General features: G+C 72.5%; 19 protein-coding genes. 6 read left to right on the top strand and 13 right to left on the bottom strand.

Annotated features, from left to right (window positions below; all coding sequences use genetic code 11):
• The first annotated feature begins 122 nt into the window (after positions 1-122).
• The 6 genes from AC5L3C_RS36070 to AC5L3C_RS36045 all read left to right on the top strand — a co-directional run bounded on the left by AC5L3C_RS36070 (position 123) and on the right by AC5L3C_RS36045 (position 5023).
• Positions 123-950, top strand: coding sequence for a universal stress protein (locus AC5L3C_RS36070; RefSeq protein ID WP_493653320.1), 828 nt, complete (start codon positions 123-125; stop codon positions 948-950).
• A 146-nt stretch (positions 951-1096) separates the two neighbouring features.
• A complete protein-coding gene (locus AC5L3C_RS36065) occupies positions 1097-1702 on the top strand; it encodes an Rv1733c family protein (protein WP_493653319.1) in 606 nt (201 codons plus the stop codon).
• A gap of 37 nt (positions 1703-1739) precedes the next feature.
• Entirely contained in the window at positions 1740-3113 is a 1374-nt protein-coding gene (locus AC5L3C_RS36060; protein WP_493653317.1) for a nicotinate phosphoribosyltransferase, read from the top strand.
• A gap of 27 nt (positions 3114-3140) precedes the next feature.
• A complete protein-coding gene (locus tag AC5L3C_RS36055) occupies positions 3141-3425 on the top strand; it encodes a DUF1876 domain-containing protein (protein ID WP_493653316.1) in 285 nt (94 codons plus the stop codon).
• Positions 3426-3551: 126 nt separating this feature from the next.
• A complete protein-coding gene (locus AC5L3C_RS36050; protein WP_493653314.1) occupies positions 3552-4019 on the top strand; it encodes an Hsp20/alpha crystallin family protein in 468 nt (155 codons plus the stop codon).
• Between the two features lie 128 nt (positions 4020-4147).
• Positions 4148-5023, top strand: a complete 876-nt coding sequence (locus AC5L3C_RS36045) for a pyridoxamine 5'-phosphate oxidase family protein (RefSeq protein WP_493653312.1) — start codon at positions 4148-4150, stop codon at positions 5021-5023.
• Positions 5024-5275: 252 nt separating this feature from the next.
• Here the strand turns inward: AC5L3C_RS36045 and AC5L3C_RS36040 are convergent, their stop codons facing one another.
• From AC5L3C_RS36040 to AC5L3C_RS35980, 13 genes are all read right to left on the bottom strand, one after another.
• Complete coding sequence (locus AC5L3C_RS36040) at positions 5276-5932, bottom strand: potassium channel family protein (RefSeq protein ID WP_493653311.1); 657 nt, start codon at positions 5930-5932, stop codon at positions 5276-5278.
• Positions 5929-6588 (bottom strand): potassium channel family protein, encoded by a 660-nt coding sequence (locus AC5L3C_RS36035; RefSeq protein WP_493653309.1) that lies wholly within the window; start codon positions 6586-6588, stop codon positions 5929-5931. Before AC5L3C_RS36035 ends, AC5L3C_RS36040 begins: the two co-directional genes overlap by 4 nt.
• Entirely contained in the window at positions 6585-9416 is a 2832-nt protein-coding gene (locus AC5L3C_RS36030) for a cation-translocating P-type ATPase (protein ID WP_493653307.1), read from the bottom strand. Before AC5L3C_RS36030 ends, AC5L3C_RS36035 begins: the two co-directional genes overlap by 4 nt.
• Complete coding sequence (fdhF, locus tag AC5L3C_RS36025; RefSeq protein WP_493653305.1) at positions 9413-12094, bottom strand: formate dehydrogenase subunit alpha; 2682 nt, start codon at positions 12092-12094, stop codon at positions 9413-9415. Before fdhF ends, AC5L3C_RS36030 begins: the two co-directional genes overlap by 4 nt.
• Positions 12091-13776 carry an NAD(P)H-dependent oxidoreductase subunit E gene (locus AC5L3C_RS36020; RefSeq protein WP_493653303.1) on the bottom strand — a complete coding sequence of 562 codons (1686 nt, stop codon included), beginning with the start codon at positions 13774-13776 and terminating at the stop codon, positions 12091-12093. The genes fdhF and AC5L3C_RS36020 overlap by 4 nt, the downstream gene beginning before the upstream one ends.
• Positions 13777-14503: 727 nt before the next feature.
• Positions 14504-15151 carry a CBS domain-containing protein gene (locus tag AC5L3C_RS36015; protein ID WP_493653301.1) on the bottom strand — a complete coding sequence of 216 codons (648 nt, stop codon included), beginning with the start codon at positions 15149-15151 and terminating at the stop codon, positions 14504-14506.
• Between the two features lie 505 nt (positions 15152-15656).
• Positions 15657-18428 carry a cation-translocating P-type ATPase gene (locus tag AC5L3C_RS36010; RefSeq protein WP_493654177.1) on the bottom strand — a complete coding sequence of 924 codons (2772 nt, stop codon included), beginning with the start codon at positions 18426-18428 and terminating at the stop codon, positions 15657-15659.
• Positions 18429-18687: 259 nt separating this feature from the next.
• Positions 18688-19563 carry a universal stress protein gene (locus tag AC5L3C_RS36005; protein WP_493654175.1) on the bottom strand — a complete coding sequence of 292 codons (876 nt, stop codon included), beginning with the start codon at positions 19561-19563 and terminating at the stop codon, positions 18688-18690.
• 96 nt (positions 19564-19659) lie between these two features.
• Positions 19660-20550 carry a universal stress protein gene (locus AC5L3C_RS36000; protein WP_493653300.1) on the bottom strand — a complete coding sequence of 297 codons (891 nt, stop codon included), beginning with the start codon at positions 20548-20550 and terminating at the stop codon, positions 19660-19662.
• A 304-nt stretch (positions 20551-20854) separates the two neighbouring features.
• Positions 20855-21295 carry a pyridoxamine 5'-phosphate oxidase family protein gene (locus AC5L3C_RS35995; protein WP_493653298.1) on the bottom strand — a complete coding sequence of 147 codons (441 nt, stop codon included), beginning with the start codon at positions 21293-21295 and terminating at the stop codon, positions 20855-20857.
• A gap of 116 nt (positions 21296-21411) precedes the next feature.
• Positions 21412-21975 (bottom strand): hypothetical protein, encoded by a 564-nt coding sequence (locus AC5L3C_RS35990; protein WP_493653296.1) that lies wholly within the window; start codon positions 21973-21975, stop codon positions 21412-21414.
• 231 nt (positions 21976-22206) lie between these two features.
• Positions 22207-23178 carry a pirin family protein gene (locus AC5L3C_RS35985; protein WP_493653294.1) on the bottom strand — a complete coding sequence of 324 codons (972 nt, stop codon included), beginning with the start codon at positions 23176-23178 and terminating at the stop codon, positions 22207-22209.
• Between the two features lie 112 nt (positions 23179-23290).
• Complete coding sequence (locus AC5L3C_RS35980) at positions 23291-24481, bottom strand: MFS transporter (protein WP_493653292.1); 1191 nt, start codon at positions 24479-24481, stop codon at positions 23291-23293.
• Between the last annotated feature and the right edge of the window lie 114 nt (positions 24482-24595).

The raw sequence follows: 24595 nt of genomic DNA, 5'->3' as shown, positions 1-24595 counted from the left end.
CACACGGTGCCTGCCACCACTCACTTCGAGAGTTACCGCATTCCCCCGGGTCGTGCACGCGGGCCGGATCTCGGCCGGACTCGAAGGGTGAGGTCGAACAGAGGTCGAACAAAGGACCGGAGATGGCTGCAACGATGCCCGTGGTGGTGGGGGTCGACGGGTCCGAGCCGAACCTGAAAGCGGTCGGCTGGGCCGCCCGCGAGGCGGCCCTGCACACGATGCCGCTTCACCTGGTGCACGCGGCGGCCCCGGGTCAGGACGCGTCCGGTCCGCTCACCGCGGCCTCGGAGCGGGCCGCAGAGGTCGCCCCCGGCCTGCGGCTGTCGAGCGATGTACCGCGCGACGACGCGGTGTCGGCCCTGGTCGGCGAAGGGCGCGGGGCCTTCGTGCTGGTGGTCGGGGCCAGGGGGCGCGGGGAGCTGCCCGGACTCCTCCTGGGCTCGGTCGGACTCGCCGTGGCGGCGCGGGTGGACTGCCCGGTCGTCGTCGTGCGTGGCACGCAGGAGTACCAAAACGGCCGGTTCGGGAGAATCGTGGTGGGTGTGGAGGACGGAGCGGAAAGCGACACGGCCGTGGAGTACGCCCTGCGTGAGGCTCATGTGCGGCGGTGCGAGCTCATCGCGGTCCACGCCTGGAGCTCACCGCTCGGCGCGCCCCCCGAACCTCCGCCCGGGTCGTGGTACGCCCTTGAGGCCCACCATCGCCCGCCCGCGCAGGTGCTCGACGACGCCCTGCGCGGCCCCGAGAAGCGGTGCCCGGACGCCACGGTGTCGCGGCGGGTGGTTGAGGGGCCGGCGCGGCGGGCACTGCTGGAAGCAGCGGCGGAAGCGGATCTGCTGATCGTCGGTGCCGGGCAACGGCGAGGCCGTCCCGGACTGCAGCTCGGAGTGATCAACCATGCGCTACTGCATCACGCACCGTGTCCGGTCATGGTCGTGCCACGGAAGTGAGCAGCGCGCGGCCCGAGGCCGCGCCGAGGGCTGTCGCCAAGGCCTGAAGGAACGTCCACCAGGGACCTTCGGCCCAGTGACCGGAGCCCGCCACCGTTCGACGGTGGTAAGGGAAGCGACCAGCGCACTGTGCTGGAGGCCCGACCATGAGTACCCGAAGTTCACCGTACGCGTCCGGTCCGCTGGAGCCACGCGGGCACGGGACGCCCAAGAACCACAACCCCCTCATCCGCACGTCGGACCGGGTCGAGTTCTGGCTGCGTCGCGTGCTGTTGGTCGTCCTGGTCGTCGGACTTCCGGTGGCAGGGCTCCTTGTCGGCAGGACGGCCTACGAGTCGTCGATGCGAACGGCGCAGACCCAGTCGGCGGAGCGGCAGCAGGTCAGCGCACAGGTCATGTCGATCACCGAGAACGTCGGCCGGGCGACCAAGGAAGAGGCAGAGGTCCGCTGGACCGACGACAGCGGCGCGGTGCGGACGTCGAGCGCCCGCCTGAAGCCGGGCCTGTCCGAAGGGGCCACGGTGCGCATCTGGGTGGACCGGGACGCAGCCGTCACCGGCCCGCCGCTCACGACGCGCCAGGCCCTGGCGAACGGCTGGCTTGCCGGAGGCTTCACGGTCATCGGTGTGACGGCCGGTGTCTTCCTCGCGCGGGCGGGCGTGCGCATCGCGCTGAACCGCAGGAGGTACGCGCAGTGGGACGCCGAGTGGGGTCTGGTGGAGCCCGAGTGGGCCAGCCGGTTCCGCCGGTGACACCTGGCAGGCGGAGCGCGATGGAGGAGGTGGCCCGATGTCCGAGGCGATGACCACCGATCTGTACGAAGTGACGATGGCCATGTCCTATCTGCGGGAGGGTATGACCGGTCCGGCGACATTCAGCCTTTTCGTCCGCGATCTGCCGGCGGAGCGGGGTTTCCTGGTTGCGGCGGGGCTGGAATCGGCCCTGGACTACCTGTCCGGGCTGCATGTGGGCCCGGAGGACGTCAGCGCCTTCGCCGCCGCTCTCCACCGACCGCCACGGGATCTGGAGCCTCTGCTCGGACTGCGATTCACCGGCAGCGTGCGGGCGGTGCCGGAGGGACGGATCGTCCTCGCGGGTGAGCCCCTGCTGGAGGTGACCGCTCCGCTTCCGCAGGCGCAGCTGGTCGAGACGTACGTGCTCAACCAGGTGAGTCATCAGACGATGATCGCCTCGAAGGCCGCGCGCTGTGTGCTCGCGGCGGCCGGACACCCGGTCGTGGACTTCTCCCTGCGACGGACCCACGGCGTACAGGCCGGGTTCCAGGCCGCCCGGCTCGGTGCGATGACCGGTTTTGCGGGGACCAGCAACGTGGCCGCGGCCACGTCCCTGGGCCTGCCCGCCGTCGGCACGATGGCCCATTCGTACGTGGAGGCGTTCGAAGACGAGGAGGAGGCGTTCCGCGCGTTCGCCCGGACCCACCCAGGCCCCGTGACCTTCCTGGTGGACACCTATGACACCGAGGAGGGCGTCCGCGTCGCGGCACGTGTGCTCAAGGACCTGAACCGCGGACCGGGCTGTGCCGTACGCCTGGACAGCGGTGATCTGGGAGCCCTTGCGGTGCGCACCCGGTACCTGCTCGACGAAGCGGGCCTGACCGACGTGCGGATCACCGCCAGCGGAGGGCTCGACGAGTACGCCGTGGACGACCTAGTCCGCTCCGGAGCACCGGTCGACGTCTACGCGGTCGGCACGCGGGTCGGCGTCTCGGCCGACGCGCCGTACCTGGACTCCGCGTACAAAATGGTGGAGTACGAAGGGCGACCGGTCATGAAACTCTCGTCGGCGAAGGTGACGGCACCCGGGCGGAAGCAGGTGTTTCGTCGGACCGGTGGTGCCGACGTGATCGGTCTCGCCGACGAGCGGCCACCGAGCGACTGCGTACCGCTGCTGGAAACGGTCATGCGGAACGGGCAACGCACCAGCAGCGGGCCGACGCTTCGCGAGTGCCGGGAAAGGTTCACCGCCGACGTGGCCGCACTGCCGCCGTCCGCCCGGAGGATCCGTACCCCCGTCCCCCCTCGTGCGACGGCCTCCGGGGAACTCGGCACGCTCACCGAGCGGGTCCGGCGGCGTATCACCGAGCGGACGTGGGCGTCAGCCGCGCGGCGGGCGGCGTCCGGCCGCTCCGGTGCGGGGTCCTAGGTCCGTCCCGAGCTGAGGAGGACAGCAATGTCGCACACCCTGGAATGGAAGACTCGCCTCTACCTCTTCGAGGAGGAGGGCATCACGAAGGCCCGAGCGGTGATCGACACCGGGACCACGGTGCTCACCGGACACGGCACCGCACGCCGGAACCCGGCCGACGCGGATGTCCCGGAGATCGGCGACGAGCTGGCTGCGGGCAGGGCCGTACATGATCTGGGCCGCCAACTGCTGGACATCGCCGAACGCGATGTCCAAGGGGCGGGCACGGCACAGTCGGATCCCCGTCCGCCCGTCGGGTGGCCGATGTGACCACCCTCCGCGCCTCGGCCCGCGAACCCGCCGGATCCGAGGCCCGCCGGACACCCGGTCCGCTGAGCCGCGGATGCGTCCGCGCGACCAGGTGCTCCGCGCACAGGAGAACAGGAGGAACAACTGATGACGCTTCCCGTACACCGCAACAGGGGTTCGGTCCCCGGATGGGACCCGTTCCGGGAGCTGGATGAACTGCGCACCCGGATGGAACAGCTCATGCACTCCGCCTTCCCCTTCCCCGGTAGCGGATTCCCCCAGGCCGAGGCGGGGATGTGGGCACCGCTGGCCGATGTCGAGGACACCGAGGACGCCTACCTGATGGAGCTCGAGGTACCCGGCGTCGACAAGGACCGGATCACGGTGGAGGTCGCAGACGGCGAGCTCGACATCCACGGTGAGATCAAGGAGAAGGAACGCACGGGCGTGCTCCGCAGGCAGGCCCGGCACGTCGGGGAGTTCGACTACCGCACGAATCTGCCTCCGAACGCCGACACCGAGAACATCACCGCGGAGTTGGCCAACGGAGTCCTCACCGTGCGCGTCCCCAAGGCCGAGAAAGCCAAGCCGCACCGCATCGAAATCACCGGCTGAGGGGGAGGCGGGGCCGGCCGGCGCGCTGGGCAGCGACCGCGCCGGTACCCGCCTCCGCCACCCGACGTCTTTCGAGAAGTGACTCAGCGGAAAAGTCGCACCCGGTACGTGACGAAAGGGCAACGATCATGCGAGCTCACCTGGGCGATCAGATCATCATCGAGAGCCCGGCGACGGGGGGTACCAGGCGCGACGGCGAGATCGTCGGGCTGCACCACGAGGACGGCACACCCCCCTACGACGTGCGCTGGTCGGACACGCTCGACGTAACGCTCGTCTTTCCCGGCCCCGACGCCCACATCAAGCATCTCGGACACGAGTCCGAGACCGAGGCCGGCGCGCCCTCGCCCGACAAGTCGCCCAACCCCGGCGACATCGGCCGGCGCGTCGCCACCGAACGCGAACGGCAGGGCCTGACCCGGGAGGAGACGGCCCGCCGCGCCCGGATGGCGCCGGACTATCTCGCCTACCTCGAGGAGCACCCCGGCGATCCCAGCCTCGCCACCCTCATCCGACTGGCCGCAGCACTGAACACCAGCGTGCAGGCACTGCGCGGTGGTGGTGCCGACCTGCCGCCCGGCCAGGGCACGGCCCTGCTGCACCCCCGACTCCGGGACCTCGAACCGGAGGAGTGCCGGACTCTGCTCTCCACCCACGGTGTGGGACGCATCGCGGTCGCCACGGCCGAAGGCCCCGCGGTGGTGCCGGTCAACTACGAGGTCGTCGACGACGCGATCGCCTTCCGGACCGCTCCCGGTTCCGTGCCCGCGGCCGCCGTGGGGTCGAACGTCGCCTTCGAGGTCGACCACCTGGACGAGGCCATGAGCCGGGGGTGGAGCGTGCTCGCCGTGGGCCCCGCACAGGCGGTCACCGAACCCGACGACGTACGGCGTCTGACCGAACACGCCCACACCACGCCGTGGGCCGGAGGCGAGCGCGAGATGTGGGTGCTGATCCGTCCCGCACAGCTCACCGGACGGCGCATCACCGCGGCCGGAGAGTGAGCGGGGGCCCTCCTGTGAACCAGCGAGCGCTGTCGGAGGAACGTGCGACGAGTCCCGTGCACGACGCGGCCTCCGCCCCGTCCCTGCACGACGTCCGGCCAAGGCGATTCCGCTGCCTCCGCGGCAGCCCTCCTTCGAGATGCGCGCGTCCCCGGACCGCGTCCTGCCGCACTCCGACCCGCAGCAGCACGCCCTTCACCTCGGGCCCGTTGCCCGACGTCGTCGGCATCGGTCCGTGACCGCGGGCCCCGGCTACTGGAAGGCCGCGTGGATCTCCTGCTCGGTGGCGGCGTGGGAGACGATGAGTACTTCGTCGCCCGGCCGCAACCGCATATCGGGCGCGGGGATGGTGGGCCGTCCCTCCCGGACGACGGTCGCGACGACCGTGCCCGCCGGGAGGGCGATCTCGGCGAGTGTGCGCCCCGCGGCCCGGGACTGCGGGGTGATGGCCGTCTCGATCACGTCGACACCGGCCTTGCTCAGGCGCAGCAGAGCGACGGTGTCGGTGGCGCCGGTCGCCTCCTCGATCAGGGAAACCAGGGGCGTGGCCACGGGCACCGGGGTGTCCACTCCCCAGGCACGGTCGAAGAGCCAGGTGTTCTCCGCGTCGTTGACACGGGCCACGACGCGCGGCACGGCAAACCGCCGCTTGGCGAGGAGGCTGATGACGAGGTTGTTCTCGTCGGTGCCGGTGGTGGCGAGGACGAGGTCGGCGGTGTGGGCTCCGGCATGCTCGAGGAAGGCGGGGTCGCAGGCGTCTCCGGCCAGGAGGCGTACCGGCAGCCGGCCTTCGAGTCCGGCGACGAGGTCGTCGTCGACGTCGACGAGGGTGACGTCGTTGCGGGCGGCGGCGAGGACGCGGGCGATCTGCGTACCCAGGCGTCCGGCGCCGGCGACGAGAGCCTTCACGTCCCCAGCTCCTTGTCCAGAAAGCCGCGCAGCCGGCCGAGCGAAGTGGCGGCGACAGCGAAGGTGACCAGGTCTCCGGGCTCGGCGGGGGTGTGGTGCGCGGGGATGCGCGAGCGGCCCGCCCGGGTCACCTCGACGACGCGGATCTCGCCGTCGACGTCGAGTTCCGTCAGGAGCCGCCCGGCCAGATGGCCGGGCAGGTGCGAGCGGATCAGCAGTGTCTCACCGTTGCCGAAGCTGACGTCGGGGGTGAGGTGGCGGTGCAGCAGCATCCGGTGGATCTCGTGCACGGTCCACCGGACACTGGCGACGGTGGGAATGCCGAGGTCACGGCAGAGGTCGGCGCTGCTGGAGGCGGAGACGTGGGCGAGGACGATCGGTACCCGGTACGTCTCCTTGGCCGTTCTCGCGCTGACGATGTTGCTGTTGTCGCACGAGGTGACGGCGACGAACGCGTCGGCGTCTCCGGTACCGGCGGCATCGAGGACCGTACGGCTGTAGCCGTTGCCCTCGTGGAAGCGGCCGGTAAAACCCGCGGGGAGCGACCTGCGGGCCCTGGGCGCGCGGTCCACGACCCGTAGGTCGTGGCCTTCTGCGGCGAGTCGGGCGGCGAGTGCGGAACCGGCACGTCCGCAGCCGACGACGATCACTCTCATCGTGTCTCTCCTCTCGGGCCCGCGTGCCGACGGCGCAGCCACGCCTTCCTGAGTTCCTCCGCGAGCAGGACCAGCACGCCGAGACCGGCGAGGAGAGCCCAGTCGCCGACGTACAGCGGGGCCGTGTTGAACAGCTCCTGGAGCGGGGGCAGATAGCTGATGCCCGCCATGACGGCGATGCCGAAGCAGCCGGCGGCCAGCAACCAGGGATTGGACAGCGGACCGATGCGCAGCAGGCTCTGCCGGTCGGTGCGCACCGCGAGGGCGACGAAGAACTGGCTGAGCACGATGCCCGCGTGCACCAGCGTGACCGCCTCCCGGTAGGCGGTGTCGCCCGAGGTGAGGTCTGCCCATGGGACGCCGGAGGAATGGATGTGCCAGAAGAACACGCCGGTCACTCCGACGGCCTGGATGCCGCCGAGGAAGAGGACGCGTCCCATGACCGCGCTGGAGAACAGGCGCTCGCGCCGGGAACGGGGCGGGCGGTCCATGACGTCGGGTTCCGGAGACTCGGCGCCGAGCGCGAGGGCGGGCAGCACGTCCGTACCGAGGTCGATGGCGAGGATCTGCACGGCACTGATGGGCACCAACGGGAACCCGGCAAACGTGGCGGCCACGATCGGGACGAGCTCGCCGATGTTGCTGCTGAAGACATAGACGAGGGACTTTCGGATGTTCTGATAGACCGAACGGCCGAGCCGAACGGCGGTGGCGATGGAGGCGAAGGAGTCGTCGAGCAGCACCATGACGGCCGCCTCCCGGGCGACATCGGTACCGGAGACGCCCATCGCCACGCCGATGTCGGCGTGCTTGAGGGCCGGGGCGTCGTTGGCGCCGTCGCCCGTGACGGCGACCACCTCGCCCCGCCGGTGCAGGGCGCCCACGACCCGCATCTTGTCCTCGGGGCTGACCCGGCACAGCAGCAGCTCCCCCGGTCGCTCGAGGAGCACGTCAAGGCCGTCGTCGTCCATGGCCTCCAAGCCGGCTCCGGTGACGACGGTGGGCGCGGGCCCCGTGACGATGCCGACCCTCCGGGCGACGGCCTCGGCGGTCAGTGGGTGGTCCCCGGTGACCATCACGATCCTGATGCCGGCCCGCCGGCAGGCGGTCACCGCGTCGCTGACCTCGGGCCGCGGCGGATCGAGCATTCCGACGAGCCCCAGCAGTGTCAGCTCCGACTCGGCCGTCTCCTGCCCCGGATGCGGGCCCGGCACCGGCCGCCGGGCCACCGCCAGCACGCGCAGCCCCCGGGAGGCCATGGCGTCGTTGGCGGCGACGATCCCGGTCCGCAGCATGCCGGTCAACTCACGCCGCTCCCCCTCCCAGTCGACGGCGACGCAACGGTCGAGGAGCTCCTGTGGTGCGCCCTTGGCGTACACGCGGTAGCCGTCGGTGTCCCGGTGCACGGTGCTCATGAGCTTGCGGCCGGAGTCGAAGGGGTATTCCGCGACGCGAGGTGCCGCGGCCTCCTCGGCGGCCAGGTCGATCCCCGCCTTCGCCGCGACCACGAGCAGTGCCCCCTCGGTGGTGTCGCCCAGCACGCGCCATCCGCTGTCGTCCATGGGCGGAACGAGCCGGGCGTTGCAGCACAGGGCCGCCGCCGTCAGCAGTCCGCGTACCGGTTCCGGGTGGGCGACCTCGCCGTCGGGCGCGTAGCCCACGCCGTTCACGGCGTGTTCCGTCCCGCCCGCCCACACCCGTGCGACGGTCATCTCCGCCCGGGTGAGGGTTCCGGTCTTGTCCGTGCACACCGTCGTGGTGGACCCCAGTGCCTCCACCGCCAGCAGTCGCTTGACCAAGGCGTGCCGCCGGGCCATGCGCCGTACGCCGACCGCCAGGGACACGGACAGGGTCGCGGGCAGGCCCTCGGGTACGAGCGCGACCATGACGCCCAGGGCGAAGACGAACGTCTCGACGAACGGCTGACCGGTCGGCAGCCGCACCAGGAACAGCAGCGCGCCGATCGCCAGGGCCGTCCCCGCGACCCTGCGGGCCATCAGGGCCACCTGACGCTGGAGCGGCGTTCTCTGCCGGGGTGCGGCGGCCGTGAGCCGGAAGATCTTGCCGAACTCGGTGGCCGTGGCGGTGGCGAACACCACCGCCTTCGCGGAGCCGGCCACCACGTCGGTGCCCATGAACGCGCAGTTGCGGGCCTGGAGGGCCGGCCCGCCGGCCACGGGGTGGGCCGTCCGGCCGACGGCGTCGCTCTCACCGGTCAGCGCCGCGTTGTTCACGGAGACCTCGTGCGCCTCCACCAGCCTGCAGTCCGCGGGCACCGCGTCCCCGGCCTCCAGGACGACCACATCGCCGGGCACCACCTCCTCCGAGGGCACGTCGCGTCCCTCCCCGTCGCGCAGCACGCGGCAGGTGTGTCTGACCATCGCCTGCAGCGACTCGGCCGTCCGCTCGGCGGAGTACTCCTGGGCGAAGCCGATGGCGGCGTTCAGCACCACCACGCACAGGATGGCCACGGCGAGTTGCAGCGTGCCGGTGTTCCTCGGGTCCTCAAGCCCGTAGGCCAGGAACGTGATGGCGGAGGCGACGAGCAGGACGACGGCGAACAGGTCGGTGAACTGGCCGGCCAGTTGCCGCCACGGCCGTGCGCGCTGTGCGGACGGCAGTGCGTTGGGCCCCAGGCGTGCCCGCCGTGCGGCCGCCTCCTCGGAGGTGAGCCCTCGGGGCGAGGTGCCGAGCGCCGCGAACACTCCGTCGGTCGGCAGGGTCTGGATCGAGGAGGCGTCCGTGGCGGCGGGGAGCGTCGGTCCGCGATTGCCGTCCACCGGTGTCCGCCCGGGAGTCCCGGCACGGCCGGCGTCCTTCCGCGTCACGAGGCGACCAGGCGGACCGCCGTGACCTTGTACTCGGGGCAGGACGTGGCGGTGTCCGCATGGCCGGAGGTGAGGCGGTTGACCCCGCTGGCCGGGAAGTGAAAGGCACAGAAGACCTGGCCGGGCGCGGTCCGGTCGCCGACACGGGCGATGAGCCGGGCCCTGCCGTGCCGGCTCTCCACGGTGATCGGCTCGCCGTCGCGCACGGAGTACCGGTGGGCGTCGCCGGGGTGGAGGTCGAGAAAGTCGACGGGGTCGAGAGTGAGGTTCGCGCCGCGTCGGGTCATGCTGCCGGAGTTGTAGTGCGCCCAGCGCCGTCCGGTGACCAGGACGAGCGGGTAGTCGTCGTCGGGGTGTTCCCCCGGCGGCAGGTAGGGCGGCGCGGCCAGGTGGGCGCGGCCGTCGGCGGTGGCGAACCGTTCCCGGTAGAGCTTCGCCTCGCCGGGGCGGCCGGGTTCCCGGCAGGGCCAGGGGACGGCGCCTTCCCGGTCCAGCCGGTCGTGGGACACTCCGGCGAAGACGGGGGCGAGACGGCCGCACTCGACCAGCGCGGCGGCCGGGGTGGGACAGCCGAGATCGGCGCCCATGGCCGACGCGACGGCGTGTACGACGTCGAAGTCGCTGCGTGCCTCTCCCGGCGGGGACACGGCGGGGCGGACCCGCTGGAACCGGCGGTCGAAATTGACGAAGGTGCCGTCCTTCTCCGGCCAGGAGGCGACGGGAAGCACCACGTCGGCGCGGCGGGCGGTCTCGGACAGGAAGAGTTCGCTGCACACCACGAGCGGGCACGCCTCCAGGGCCGCGGCCACCTGGTTCGCGTCCGGGTCGGTGGCGCACACGTCCTCGCCGATGATCCACAGCGCCCGCAGCTCCCCCGCCCGCGCGGCGGCGAACATGTCCGGAATGCGCAGACCGGTCCGCCGGGGCACGGAGACGCCCCACACCGCCTCGGCACGGGCCCGCGCCGCCGGGTCGAGCACCCTGCCGTAGCCGGGCAGCAGGTCGGGCAGCGCACCCATGTCGGAGGCGCCCTGGACGTTGTTCTGACCACGCAGCGGGTTGAGGCCGTGCCCGCGGTCGGTACCGACGGCGCCGCGCAGGATCGCCAGGTTGGCCAGGGACCGCACCCCGTCGGTGCCGTGCAGGTGCTCGGTGACCCCCAGTCCGTAGACGATCGCGGGACGCGCGGCCTCGCCGTACAGCCGGGCGGCGGCGATCAGGTCGGTGGCGGGCACCCCGGTGATGTCCGCGACCCGGTCCGGCGGGTAGTCGGCCAGCAACTCGGTGAGCCGGTCCCGTCCGGTGGCCCGCTCACGCAGGAACGCCTCGTCAGTGAGGCCTTCGGCGAGCAGGACGTGAGCGAGCCCGTGGAACAGCGCCACGTTGGTACCGGGGCGGGGTCGCAGGTGCACGTCGGCGTGCGCGGCGAGACCCACGGCGCGCGGATCTGCGACCACCAGCCGGGCCCCGCGCAGCACACTCCGCAGCAGCCGCGCTCCGACCACCGGATGGGCCTCGACGGGGTTGGCCCCCACTACCAGCAGGCAGTCGGACCGTTCGACGTCGTCGAAGCTGTCGGTGCCGCCGGACAGGCCGAAGGAGGCGGTCAGGCCGGCCGCGGACGGGGAGTGGCACAGGCGGGAGCAGTTGTCGACGTTGTTGGTGCCGATGACGGTCCGCATGAACTTCTGGACGAGGTAGTTCTCCTCGTTGGTGGCACGGGCGGAGGAGATCGCCGCCACGGCGTCCGGGCCGCCTTCCGCGAGGGCCGCGCGCAGCCCGCGGGCGACATGGGCGAGCGCCTCGTCCCAGCCGACGGGCTCCAGGCGGCCGGCCCGCCTCAGAAGCGGGCGGGTGAGCCGTTCGGGGGAGGTCAGGTACCCATGGGCGAAGCGGCCTTTGACGCAGGCGTGGCCCTGGTTGACCGGGCCGTCGCGGGCCGGCAGTACCGCCGTGACCTCGCCGTCCTTCGTGACGACGTCCAGGGTGCAGCCGACACCGCAGTATCCGCAGGTGGTGCGGGTCGCGGGCGGCCGGTTGGCGGAGGTGAGCCCGCGTGCCGGGCCGGGTTCGGCGAGCGCACCGGTGGGACAGGTGTCGACGCAGCCGCCACACGCCACGCAGTCGGACTCGGCCCACGGCCCGCCGGTGCCGGGCGCGACCACGGTGTCGGCGCCCCGGCCGGCCAGGGTCAGGGCGAACGTGCCCTGCACCTCGGCGCACATGCGGACGCACCGACCGCAGGCGATGCACAGGTCCCGGTCCAGATGGACGTAAGGGTGGGAGTCGTCGCCGCCCCGGCCTCCGGCACCCTGCGCCGTGTCGGGGGCGATGCCCGACGACCGGCAGATCTCGGCCAGTTCACTGGGGTTGTCATCGGCGAGGGCCCGGGGTGGCAGGGCCGAGGCGATGACCTCCACCGCCTCCCGGCGCAGCCGCCGGAGCTCGTCGGTGCCGGTCTCGACGCGGAGGCCGGGGCCGACCGGGGTCACACAGGCCGCCACGGTCCGTCCGTCGGCGCTCACGAGGCAGGTACGGCACGCCCCGGCCGGGCTGACCCGGTCGTCGGAGCACAGCGAGGGAAGATCGGTCCCGGCCGCCCGCACCGCCGCGAGCAGGGAGGACCCCTCGGGCACGATAACGTCCGTGCCGTCGACGCGGATCTCGACCTCGTTCATGGCTCCCATCCCACGAGTCGGTCGCCGTAGACGCGGGCGAGGCTGTGCACGGCGGGCGGGATGCGTCGTCCGAACGCGCACAGGCTCGCCTCGGTCAGGAGATGCGCGAGCCGCTTCCACTCGTCGCCGGGTCCGGTGCGGGCGTCCGCCAGTTCCAGACCACGGCGTGAGCCCACCCGGCAGGGGGAGCAGGCACCGCAGCTCTCCGCCGCCGCGAACTCCCACACATGCCGGAGTACGTCACGCGGCGCGACGTGCTGGTCGAAGGCGACCAGTCCGGCATGGCCCAGCGCGGCACCGGCTGCCGCCAGGCCGGCCGTGGTGAGCGGCACGTCGAGTGCGCCGGGGGCGAGGAAACCCCCCAAGGGGCCGCCCACCTGGAGGGCGGTCAGCTCACTGCCGTCCTTCAGGCCACCGCCCAGTTCGGTGACGATGCGCCGCAGCGAGGTGCCCACGGCGACCTCGTGCACTCCCGGCCGGGCGAACCGCTCCGAGAGGCAGACCAGTTTCGTGCCGGTCTCCTCCGGTGTTCCGCGCCGGGCGTAGGCATCGCCGCCCCGGGCCACGATCCAGGGGACGGCCGCGAGTGTCTCGACGTTGTTCACCACCGTCGGCGCATCCCACAGCCCACGCGTGGTCGGGTACGGCGGGCGCGGCCGGGCGCAGCCCCGGTCCCCTTCCAGACCGGCGATCAGCGCCGTCTCCTCACCGGCCACGTACGATCCGGCGCCCTCCACCACCTCGACGTCGAGGGTGGTGTCCGTGCCGTGCACGGAGGATCCGAGGTGCCCCTCGACGTAGGCTTCCCGGGCCGCTTCCCGCATGCGTGCCAGCGCCTGCGGATACTCCGAGCGGACCAGCACCACCGCCCGGCGGGCGCCGCAGGCGAAACAGGCCAACGCCAGGCCCTCCAGCACCCGCCGCGGGTCGCCCTCCATCAGCAGCCGGTCGGCGTACGACCCGGGGTCCCCCTCGTCGCCGTTGGCCACCACGACGGTGCCGGGCGCCCGGCCGGCCGCCTCCCACTTGGCCGCCACCCGGAAGCCCGCTCCCCCACGTCCGCGCAGCCCGGAGGCGGCCACCTCCCGCCGGACCCTGTCGGCATCGCCGGCCGTCACGGTCCGCGGCCACACCTTCCACGCAGGTTCACCGGCGACCACGCCTGCCAGCAGCACGGGGTCGCCGGTGTCGTCGGCCACCGGGATTTGCGGGGCGGATGGTGGCTCGCGCCCTGTCAGTTGTTCGGCGAGCGTGGGTCCCGTACAGGGCGTGATGCCGTCGAGCGCGGCAGGGCCCGCGTAGCAGTACCCCAGGCACCGCACGGCCTGCAGCGAGGTTTCCCCGCCCGGTGAGACGGTGCCCACCGCCGCGCCCAGCTCCTGCTCCACCCGGGTGATGTGCTGTCCCGCCTGCGCGGCGAAGCATGCCGCCGCCGAACAGATCCGCACATGGCGCCGGCCGCGGGGGGCGACGAGGTCCGCGTAGTAGGAAGCGGGCCCGAGTGCGGCGGCTGGGGGCAGGTCCAGACCGGCGGCGACGGCCGGAGCCCAGCTCCCGGGGCCGTCCGCCGTGTCCTCCCTGGCCTGGGTCAGTCGCTCGACCAGCCGCTCACCGGCCTTCCCGCGCCGCTCCGAAAGGGCTCGGAAAGCGTCGAAGCGGCCGGTGGAACGCGTGACAGCCATGTCTTCATCGTGGCGGCAGTGATCCGACACCACAATCCGGGCCGAGGTCCGCTCACGCCCGTCCCGCGCGCGGCCGAGCCGACCCGTGTCCCCGGAGCACGGAGCCCCATGGCAGGTCCCCTCCTTCGATCGGCTTACCGCGGTCAGGCGTCGCCGTCACGGTGCGGAGGAGCTTTGGGAGATCTGTTCCAAGGCCACAGCCCGTCCCGGGTGCCGCGATCCGAGTCCGGCAGCCGCCTCGCGGGGGCGAAGCTCGCGCCAGTGCCTGTGTGTCGCCGCCCAGGAGCGGCGTCCATGGGTTCCGGGGCCGGCCCCGGAAGGTGCACCGGCCAACAGCCGCGCACCGCGCGACTCGGCCACCCGGGCGGTCCACTCGGCGGCGTGGCTCGCGAGTCGAACCTTCGAAGCCACGGCGACGGTGTCCGCCTCCTGAGTCAGGGTCCTCCGAGCCGGAATGGCACGGGGAAACGTGCACCACAGAGACCGCGCGTTCTCAACCACGGGCGAACGCCCTCGTGGACCTGCGACGTCCACCCGCCACGGGCATCCCGCTCACATCCGTGACGTACGGCGGGGCACCGTCTCCCCCGAGCCGACGGCTCGTTGGTCGTGGCGAGGGGAGCCTCCCGCGCCGATCGTGCGCTGACGGACTGACGCCAGGCGCTCCCTGGGGAAGTACGCGTCCGAGGGCAGTGACCCGTCTGGGCGGCGTGCGGACGCGCCGGGATCATCCGTGCGGGTGGGCGATGTGCTCGGAGACCGAGACAACACCGTCCACACTCCGGCACATCCGCTCGATGACGGGGATCAACATCGTGACCTCCACGGTCCCGCCGAGAGTCACCCGTCCTTCGTGCACCTCGACCGTGACCTGTTCGGCTGCGGGACCCAGCGTCCGCCGCAGGACATCTCCCGTGATCTCGTCCCGGATGGCGTCGTCGCGGCGCAGAAAGATGCGCAGGAGGTCACTGCGGCTGACGATGCCCTGGAGCCGGTCGGTCTCGTCGACCACGGGCAGTCGCTTGACGTTCTGCACGGCCATGAGGCGGGCTGCCTCGACCACGGTCCACTCGGGACGCGCACACACGGCGGGGGCCGACATCAGCTCCTCGGCACGGGTGCCCTCGGCCTTGGCCCGCTCCCAGGCCTCCAGGTGCGGAATCGGCGTTCGTCCGGACGGGTCGGGCTGAGCGGACGATTTGCGCAGCAGGTCTGCCTCGGACACCACGCCCACGGGCCGGTCCAGCTCGTCCACCACCGGCACGGCAGTGACGTCGTTGTCTCTCAGCAGCTCCACGATCTCCTTGAAGGGCAGGTCACGCCGTGCCCGAACCACGCTCCGGCTCATGAGCTCTGCGACCGTGCGGTGCTGCATGATGTCGCCTGTCCCTTCCAGTTGACGGCCCCGATGACAGCAGGGCGTCTCCCTGCGGTGACGACTCGCCCCACGGCCCATTGTGGGGAAACGACCGCACTGGTGCGACCCCGGCTCGGCCGTCGAGGCGGCTCGGCCGACCGGCGCTCTCGGCTGGTGAGGCGTCCCGGCCCCTCAACAACGGGAGCACGGCACGGTCGTACTCCATGTGTGCCGCACGTCCGCCGAACCGACCGTCGAGGTGGCTGACGGCAGGCCGCGCCTCCCGGAACCACGACGGGCCGAGGAGGACGAGGGGTCCGGCCGCGGGCTCGGCCTCGTCCCATCCTGGCGGACGGTTGGGGCGTGCGACCCACCGATGGCGGAAGGCCGGCCTGGTTCATGCCACGGCTGTGGACGACCGAGCCTCCGCCCGGCCAGGGCGTGCGGTACCGGGGCGGAGGAGTGGGCGGTAACGGCCGACGGGCGGCAGTCGCGGCCAGAGCGATCAGCACGACCGTCCGGATCAGGTGCCAGTCGCCCCCGGCCTGCTCATCTCCCACCTGCGCGGCCCGCCGACGGCGACCCGCCAGAGCAGTTCGGCGAGCAGCACGGTTGAGGCCGTACCCAGGCACAAGGCCCATTGCGCCACGTCCAACGGCACGGTACCGAAGACGTTCTGTGCCCAGGGCACATGGACGGCGGCCACCTGGACCGCCAGGACACCCACCAGGCACAGCCACAGCGTGCGGTTGCGCAGTTGGTAGCGGCTGAGCAGCGGCCCGTCGTCCGCGCGGGCGTTCAGGGCGTTGAAGAGCTGGAACAGAACGAACGTGGTGAATGCCATGGTCGCGGCCGTCCGCGCGTCGACGTGGGAACGGGCTACGGCCAGGAGAACCACGGTCCCGAGGGCCATGACCGCTCCGGCCCGGCCAATGGCGAACAGCCGCCTCGCGTCGAGGATGCGTTCGCCGGGATCGCGCGGCGGGTGGCGCATGACGTCGTCGCGGGCCGGATCCACGGCAAGGGCCATGGCGGGCGGTCCGTCCATGATGATGTTGACCCACAGCAATTGCGCGGCGGTGAGCGGTGCGGGCAGTCCGGCGAGGGCCGAGCCGAGCAGGGTCAGGATGGCGCCGATGTTGGTGGCCAGCTGGAAGCGGACGAACTTGACGATGTTCCCGTAGATCGCCCGCCCTTCGCGGACGGCCCGGACGATGGTGGAGAAGTCGTCGTCGGTCAGGACCATGTCGGCGGCTTCCTTGGCCACGTCCGTGCCGGTGACCCCCATCGCCACGCCGATGTGGGCGGCCCTGAGCGCGGCGGCGTCGTTGACCCCGTCCCCGGTCATCGCGACGATGTGCCCCCGGCTCGACAGGGCCCGCACGATGGCGACCTTGTGCTCGGGTGCCACACGCGCGAAGACCCCGATGCCGTCGATCCGCTCCGCGAGCTCCTCCTCCGGCATCCCGTCCAGCGCGGCACCGGTCACGACGTCGCCCGCGATGCCGAGTTCGCGGGCGATGGCCGCCGCCGTCCCCGCATGGTCGCCGGTGATCATCTTCACGCCGACTCCGGCTGTGCGGCACAGCGCCATCGCCTCGCCCGCCTGGGGGCGGGGCGGGTCGGCGAGCCCGGCGACCGACAGGAGCGTCAGACCGGACAACGTGTTCGCGGACGGGGGCTCGTCCACCAGCGCTTCGGCGGCACCCAGCACCCGTAGCCCGGCCCGGCTCATCCGCTCGGTCACCGCGAGGACCTCCGTCCGGCGCGGCTCGTCGTCCAGGCGCCGTTCGCCGTCCTCGGTCAGGACGGCGCAGCACAGATCCAGCAGGACATCCACCGCGCCCTTGACGAGAACACGAGTACGGCCGTCCGGTTCGGCGTGGAAGGTGGCCATGTACTTGGTCGCCGCGTCGAAGGGCAGCTCACCGGTGCGGGGCAGTTCGGTGCGCAACCGGTCGGCGTCCAGCCCGCCCTTGGCGGCGAGGACGACGAGCGCGGCCTCGGTGGGGTCGCCGACGAATCCGTTTTCCCCGGTCCCGTCGTCGCCGTCGCCGGTCAGGTGCGCGTCGTTGCAGACCGCGAAGGGAAGCAGCGCCCGCCGCAGGTCGGCGTCGCCGCCGGCGCCCTCGGTGCGCAGAGTGCCACCGGTGGCGTAGCCCTCACCGGTGACGTCGTACAGCCGTCCGCCTGCCCACACTGCCCGTGCGGTCATCTGGTTCAGGGTCAGGGTGCCGGTCTTGTCGCTGCACACGACCGTGGCCGAGCCCAGCGACTCCACTGCCGCCAGACGTTTGACGACAGCCCCGCGCCGGGCCATGCGGTGAACGCCCAGCGCGAGAGTGAGGGCGAGTACGGCGGGCAGCCCTTCGGGGATCGCGGCGACCGCCAGGGCGACGGCCCGCAGCGCGAGGTCGGAGAGCCCTTCGCCGCGGAGCAGCCCGGTGAGCGCGTACGCCACGACCGCGATGCCGCTGAGCAGCGCGAGTCGGCGGCCGAGGCTGTCCAGCTGGACCTGCAGAGGGCTCGGCGGCTCTGCGCCGGTGCGCAACGCGTGGGCGATGGCACCGAGTTCGGTCCGCATACCAGTGGCGGTGACGATCATCTCGGCGCGGCCCCGGGTCAGGGCGGTGTTCATGAAGAGCATGCTGGTGCGCTCGGCCAGCGGGACCCTTTCCGGGTGGCCGTCGCACACCGGGGCCGTGCCCTTGGCGACGGGCTGCGACTCACCGGTCAGCGCCGCCTCGGCGACCTCCACCGACTCCGCGACCGTCAGCCGCCCGTCGGCCGGTACACGGTCACCGGCCTCCAGCAGCACCACGTCCCCCGGTACCAGCGCATCCGCGCCGACGACCTGTTCCGTGCCGTCGCGCCGCACGCGCGCCGTCGGCACCAGCATCCGCCGCAGTGCCTCCAGACTGCGCTCGGCGCGCCGCTCCTGGAGGTAGCCGAGCACGGCGTTGATCTGCAGGACGACGGTGATCACCAAGGCGTCCTCGACCTCACCGATGGCTGCCGCCACCACGGCCGCCATCAGCAGTATGCCGATGAGCCAGTTGCGGAACTGGTCGAGGAACTTCAGCCACTCCGGCCGCCGGGCCGCTTCCGCCATGCGGTTGGGCCCGTGGACGGCGGCCCGCTCGGTGGCCTCGGCCGCGGTCAGTCCGGCGCCCGGGTCGACGCGGAGAAGTCGCACGACGTGTTCCGTCGGCAATCCGCAGGCCTCCGCGCCCAACGGGGGCGGCTGTGCTCCCTCCCCCGGCTGTGCGTCGGCGGTCGTCGCCGGCTTCGTCATGGTCACGCCTCTCCGTACGGACAACGGCGAGCAGCAGGGCGAAGGCTCTGCGGCCGCCTCTCGGGCTGCCTGTTCCGGTGACAGGACTCGGGTACCCCGCCTCCGCGCCCCAGGGACCGGAGGGGGCACCCTGCGTGCCATCCCGCCCTCCCCTGCACGCCAAGCCGCGTCGCGGGCAGCGCAGGAGGCCGTCGAGTGAGTGGCAGGGCAAGGGTGTGGCCGAGGCGGAGGATCACCTCCGGCGGGTTCGGCAGCGGTGTCAGTCGTGGGGTACGACCACCACGGGGCAGGTGACGCGGTGGATCACGGCGTGGGCGACCGGGCCGGTGCGCGGCACCCGAGGGCGGCCGGCGAGCCGGTGGCCGACGACAACCAGCTCCGCTCCGGACGCCGCCTTCACCAACGCGCCCGCGGCCTTGCCCTCCACCACCGTCTGCACCACCTCCACGTCGGGGTACTTGTCCCGCCACACCTGGAGTACCGCGGTGAGAAAGCCCAGCCACTCCTCCGCCCGCTGCGGGTCGCCCACGAGGCCGACCTCTCCGGGACCCAGGGTGAACGGGTCCGGTGCGCGCCAGGCGTACAGTGCCCTGAGCCGGGTGTGATGCGTGCGGGCCGTCTCGAAGGCGTACTCGATCACTTCGTCGCACGGTTGGGTGACGTCGACGCCGAGGACGACGTCCCGGCGTGCCGCGGCGGGCGACGCCTCCTCCGGTGGGGTGCCGGCGCGAACCAGGACGACAGGACGCGTCGTCTTCGCCACGACGCCGAGCGCGACGGAACCCGCGAGGAGTCCGGTGACGCGGTTCAGGCCACGCGAGCCGAGCGCCAACAGTTCGGCGTCTCCCGCCGCTTTCACCAGGGCGGCCGTGGCCGGACCCTCGACCTGTTCGCCATGGACCCGGACATCGGGACAGACGGCGCGGACCCGTTCCTCCGCCTCCCGCAGGACGCGCTGCGCCAGGTGCCGTCCGGCCGCGTCGGCGTTCTCCGCCTCGCCCTGACCCGGGCGCCAGTTCCGCGCGTGCAGCAGCCGCAGCGACCGTCCGCCGCGTACGGCTTCGCGAGCCGCCCACTCCGCGGCTGCGAGGCTCTCGACGGAACCGTCGACGCCGGCGACGACAGGTGAACGCAGCATGACACGCACCTCCAGGATGGCCCTTCCCCTGCTACCAGCGTCGCGTGGCGGGCTGCGGCCCGGAAGGGGCCGCCAGGTCCTCACAGGGGGCCATCAGGCCCCGTCCCGCCACGGCACGACCGCCACCGGGCAGGTGGCGTGGTGCAGCAGGGTGTGGCTCGTCCGTCCGAGCTGGAGACCGAGACCGGCAGGGCCCCTGCCGCGGCGGGCGCCGACGACCACGAGGTCGGCGGCGGCCGACCGGAGCACCAGGACCTTCGGGGCGGAGCCCTCGACGGTCGCACGACGCACCCGCACGCTCGGGTGAGCGGCGACGGCAGCGGCCAGCAGGGCCTCGAGCAGCGCGGAGGCCTCGTCCTCGTGGTGGCATCGGCCCTTTCCGGCCCGTGCCGGGTGGTCGCCGGTGTCGTACGCCGGGCAGCGCCAGGCCCGTACGACGTCCAGGACGCATCCACGGGCCTCGGCCTCACGGAATGCGAAACGCACCGCCCCGTCGCCGGCGGAGGGGTCCCCCGCGCCGAGCAGGATCCGCTCGTGGCTGCCGGCCAGGGCGGCCGGGTCGCCCCGGACCACGACCACCGGACAGGGCGCCCGCGCCGCCACGGCGAGACCGACCGAGCCGAGAAGCAGTCCCTTCAGCGCACCGCGACCACGCGATCCGGTCACCAGGAGCGACGCGTGGGCGGCTTCACGCAGCAGGGCGCCTGCCGCGTCGTCCGGGAGGACCGCGGTGGACACGGCGGCCTCCGGGCGGCGCCGGCGGGCACGCTGAGCGGCGGCGGCGACGGTGTACGACGCCCTCACCTGGGCCGAAGGGCGCAGCAGGGCTGCCGACGGGTGGGCACCCTCGTAGCGCTCCCAGAGGGAGGCGTGCACCAGTCGCAGCGACAGCCCGTGCTGGACCGCCTCGTCCACGGCCCAGTCCACCGCCAGGAGGCTGGGGTCGGAGCCGTCGACGCCCACGACCAGGGGTCGTTCGGTCATGATGTCCGCCGCTTTCCTCTCGTCACGGTCGCCGCTTCGATCCCCCACCCCCACCGTCCCATGTGCGGGAGGGATGGGAGGAGGGGCCGCCGGGGTGGGCCGACCAGGCGTGCGGCGTGCTGATGCCGGCTGTGGCGCGTTGCGCTGACGACAGATGCGAACAGGTACCACCCTTCTTCGCATACAGGGGAGACGGCCGGACGGTCCGGGGATCAGGGCGAAGGGCCCCTCGAGGGTGCGGTGTCGCTGTCTCGGAGGACGGCCCGACAGCACCGCGTCATGCCCCGGGAGGCGACAGGGCGGCTCAGACGGTCGAGTCCACTCCGCACAGAGTGCGGCAACCCACGAGTTCGCGGCCGGTGATCAGTTCGGGTTCGATGCGGATGAAGACCTCCTGCGGTGCGGGCACCCAGGAGACCGGGCCGGTGCGGGACAGGCGCTGGTGTTCGACGGGGTCGGTCACCACCGTGGCCGCTCCCGTGACCACCACGCTCCAGCCGGACTGCCGGACGGTGTCGACGTCGTCCACCTCGAAGGCGACGATCGCACCGTCCATCGCGCGAACCAGGTCCGAGCCGGCAGCGGTGCGCAGCAGAACGGCGCCGTCGGCGTCGAGGCCGAAGGTGACCGGCAGCACGGCGGGCAGGGCTCGGCGTGTGTAGACGATACGGCCGAGGGGCACCTCGGCCATCAGCCGCAGGCACTCCTGCCGCGGCAGTTCGCGGTAACCGTCGTTGGAGTTCATGGGCCCGCCCCTCCTTCGCCTGCTGCGGCGGCACTGCGGTCCCTCAACCCTGAGCCGGGTGAGCGGTCGGTGGTGAGGGCCATGGGTCCCGCTCGTGCCGGAAGAACGGCCCGGGGTCACAGCCTCACGCGTCCCGGCGCGCGCCTGGGGCTCGCTGGGCTCTCGGGGCCGTATCCCACGTGCATGAGCATCTGTACGTGCCGCGTCCGGCCCTGCGTCGGGCCGAGGGCACGGCGCGGGTCCGGCCACTGCAGTCCTTGGTGCGGCAGCGAGACGCGCAGTCTGTGCGCCGTGGTCGGCAGCCACAGGTGCTGGAGCGCCTCTCCGGCCCGCAACCGGTCCGCCCGCCGATCGTGCTCGGTGATCAGCACGGCGATCCGGGTGCCGCCTCGAACAACCGGGCGGGCAGCCGGTCGGGGCGCCGCCGCGCGGCGAAGTCCCGCATCGGAAGGTGTTCCCGGGCGCCCTGCGGGCCGAGTACCGCGCGTGGCGCGTGGCAGACCCACATCGGGTCCGGGCTCCCGGTCCCGGTCCCGGTCCCGGTGCACCCAGCGGATGCTCTCCGTGGCGCGGTCGATGTCGAGGCGGTTGCGGTGCTCGCCCATCACGGTCACGCGCAGCAGCATCTCCGTCTCGACGGGATCGGGGAACCAGAGCCGTGCGCCCTCCGCGCGGACCACCTTGCCCGCGCTTCCAAAGCGCGCTTCCGTCTCCGCGGAGAACTGCCGGCTGAACCTGGCATCATCGCCGCTTCGAAGAGCTCCTTGCCGCCGGCGCGGAACACCTCGTAGGCCCTCACTCCGACGCCAGGTCACACGCCCGGATCAGGTGAGAACCCGCACATCACTTCCCCGGACGTGACTGCGGCGGGCTGCACCGAGCAGGCAGCCCAGTACCCACATCTCCGCGGGTCATCGCATCCTTCCCCGCGGTTTCAAGGGTACGTTCGGCAGCTCCGGAGCGGGCAGTGGAGTTCCGTCGTACCCCTGTACCTCGCCGAATCGGGTACCCGCCATCCAGTCCTCGCGGGCCTGGACGATGTCGTCGTGCGACCGGCCGATGAAGTTCCACCACATGACGATCTCCTCCCCGAACGGCGGTCCGCCCAGCAGCACCAGGCGTGCCGTCCCGGCGCCGCGGTTGGTCAGGGCGAGCGTGGTGCGGCCGGGGGCGGTGCAGGCCAGGCCGCACGGCTGTACGGCGGTGTCCTCGACGAGGACGTCGCCCGCGTCGACGAGGACTCCGTGCTCGTGGGCGGGGTCGAGCGGGAGGGACATCCGGGCACCCGGGGCCACGGACAGTTCGGCTCCGAGCAGCGGGGTGAAGGTCCGCACGGGGGACGTGTCACCCGCGAGGGAACCGAGGAAAACGCGGGCCTGACCTCCGTCCAGCGGCACCGGGTCCGGTACGTAGTGCTGGAAGGCCGAGTCGGCGTCACGGTGCTCCCGGGGCAGGGCGACCCACAGCTGCACCCCGTGCAGGATCGTGGTGTCCGGCATCGACACCTCCGAGTGGCTGATGCCGTGGCCGCCGGTCATGAGGTTCAGTTCACCGGGCCGTACCCGGGCGTGGGTGCCCAGGCTGTCGCGGTGCTCGATCTCTCCGCTGAACAGCCAGCTCACCGTCTGCAGTCCGGTGTGCGGGTGGGGGGCGACGTCCATGCCACCGGTCCGGGCGACGTCGTCGGGACCGTAGTGGTCGGCGAAGCACCAGGCGCCGATGAGCGTCCGGGCCCGCTGCGGCAGGGTGCGCCGTACCCGCATCGCGCGCGGGCCGCCGAGCGGCACGTCGCGCGGGGTGAGGACCTCCACATCGGCCGGGCGCGCCGCCTCCGCTCTGCCGCCGCACCTCACCTCGGCCGGTCGTGTCTCTGTGTTGCTCATGGCGCCCGCCCTCCCGTGCGAAAAGTTGGCTTTTCAACATTCACGGACCATGATAGGGCGCAGGGCGGGAGAGCACGCGACGACGGAGTCCGTCCACGGGGATCTCGGTCCGTCATGGGCTCACCGTCACCGGCCACCGCAGGAGATGGCCCGCCGCAGCCACCACCAGCGCGCCCATGCAGGCGATGAACACCGGGCCGGCGCCTTCCAGTCCCATCGGTTCCGTCAGCAGGCCGACACCGATGACCGGCACCGAGATACCCGCGTACGCCACCACGAACAGCGAGGAGATCACCGCCGCGCGGTGGTCCGCCGGGGACGCCTCGCCCACCGCGGACAGCGCCGCGCGGAACGCGAGACCCTGACCGAACCCCCCGACGACCGCGCTCAGGACCACCAGAGCCAGCAGGTCCCAGTGCAGCGCGCCGGCGAGCAGCGCCTGTCCGGCGAGGAGTCCGGCGCAGCCCAGCGGCAGCGACCGGACCGTACCGACCGGACCGGCGGCCAGCTGTCCGCCGGTCGAGGAGAAGAAGGCCAGCGCCACGACGACCCCGCTCACCGCGTGGTCGGTCACGTCCAGGGACTGCGCGAGGAACGCCGGACTGACGGAGGTGAACACCCCGAACAGGGCGAAGCCAACGAAACGATGCGTCGCCGCGGGCCCGAAGACCTGCCGCACCTGCGGGGGCACCCCGGGCCGCTGCGGCCGCACGGTGCTCAGCGGCCGCAGCGGCGCCACCGTCTCCGGAAGCCGCAGCAGTACGGCGATCGAGCAGACGACCAGGGCCAGGTGCACGGCGAACGGCAGATACAGCGGCCCGGCCGCGTACTGGGCGAGCACCCCGGCGAGCAGCGGACCGCAGCCGAGCCCGCCCATGTTGACGGCCGTGGCGATGAACGTGGCCCGGGCGGTGCCGCCGGGCGGTGCGGACTCCATGACGTACGCCGTGGCGGCCCCGGTGAACAGGCCTGCCGAGAGCCCCGACAGCAGCCGGCCGGCGTACAGCCAGCCCGGACCGGCGGCACGGAGGAAGCAGACGGCGCTCGCCGCCGCGCAGCCCAGACCCCACAGCAGGACAGGGCGCCTGCCCACCGCGTCCGAGGCGTTGCCCGCGAGGAGCAGCACGCCGATGACCGCGAAGGCGTAGACGGCGTACACGACGGTGACCGTCAGCTCCGAGAAGTGGAACTTCTCCTGATGGAGAGGGTAGAGCGGAGTTGGCAGCGTGGTGCCGGTCATGCACACGGCGAACACCGCACCGCCGAGCACGCTCACCCGCCATCCGCGGCGATCACCGGCCATAACCCGACGCTCACGCCTGACCCGGGCTCGCCGCCCTCCGTCGCGCCACCGGCGCGGGTCCCGCCGGGGCCGTCCTCGGCGCGATCCTCGCCGGGCGGGTCGCCACCGAAACCA

The organism is Streptomyces speibonae (genome assembly GCF_984686075.1).
Note: the sequence above shows the minus strand (reverse complement) of the source record. Positions and strands in the feature narration are given on the sequence as shown.

Excerpts from the sequence above, each read along its gene's own strand:
- AC5L3C_RS36070 (WP_493653320.1), top strand. The coding sequence starts at position 123 with ATGGCTGCAACGATGCCCGTGGTGGTGGGGGTCGACGGGTCCGAGCCG.
- AC5L3C_RS36060 (WP_493653317.1), top strand. The coding sequence starts at position 1,740 with ATGTCCGAGGCGATGACCACCGATCTGTACGAAGTGACGATGGCCATG.
- AC5L3C_RS36015 (WP_493653301.1), bottom strand. The coding sequence starts at position 15,151 with ATGCAGCACCGCACGGTCGCAGAGCTCATGAGCCGGAGCGTGGTTCGG.
- AC5L3C_RS36050 (WP_493653314.1), top strand. The coding sequence starts at position 3,552 with ATGACGCTTCCCGTACACCGCAACAGGGGTTCGGTCCCCGGATGGGAC.
- AC5L3C_RS35995 (WP_493653298.1), bottom strand. The coding sequence starts at position 21,295 with ATGAACTCCAACGACGGTTACCGCGAACTGCCGCGGCAGGAGTGCCTG.
- AC5L3C_RS35980 (WP_493653292.1), bottom strand. The coding sequence starts at position 24,481 with ATGGCCGGTGATCGCCGCGGATGGCGGGTGAGCGTGCTCGGCGGTGCG.
- AC5L3C_RS36000 (WP_493653300.1), bottom strand. The coding sequence starts at position 20,550 with ATGACCGAACGACCCCTGGTCGTGGGCGTCGACGGCTCCGACCCCAGC.
- AC5L3C_RS35985 (WP_493653294.1), bottom strand. The coding sequence starts at position 23,178 with ATGAGCAACACAGAGACACGACCGGCCGAGGTGAGGTGCGGCGGCAGA.
- AC5L3C_RS36045 (WP_493653312.1), top strand. The coding sequence starts at position 4,148 with ATGCGAGCTCACCTGGGCGATCAGATCATCATCGAGAGCCCGGCGACG.
- fdhF (WP_493653305.1), bottom strand. The coding sequence starts at position 12,094 with ATGAACGAGGTCGAGATCCGCGTCGACGGCACGGACGTTATCGTGCCC.
- AC5L3C_RS36010 (WP_493654177.1), bottom strand. The coding sequence starts at position 18,428 with ATGACGAAGCCGGCGACGACCGCCGACGCACAGCCGGGGGAGGGAGCA.
- AC5L3C_RS36020 (WP_493653303.1), bottom strand. The coding sequence starts at position 13,776 with ATGGCTGTCACGCGTTCCACCGGCCGCTTCGACGCTTTCCGAGCCCTT.
- AC5L3C_RS36065 (WP_493653319.1), top strand. The coding sequence starts at position 1,097 with ATGAGTACCCGAAGTTCACCGTACGCGTCCGGTCCGCTGGAGCCACGC.
- AC5L3C_RS36055 (WP_493653316.1), top strand. The coding sequence starts at position 3,141 with ATGTCGCACACCCTGGAATGGAAGACTCGCCTCTACCTCTTCGAGGAG.
- AC5L3C_RS36035 (WP_493653309.1), bottom strand. The coding sequence starts at position 6,588 with ATGAGAGTGATCGTCGTCGGCTGCGGACGTGCCGGTTCCGCACTCGCC.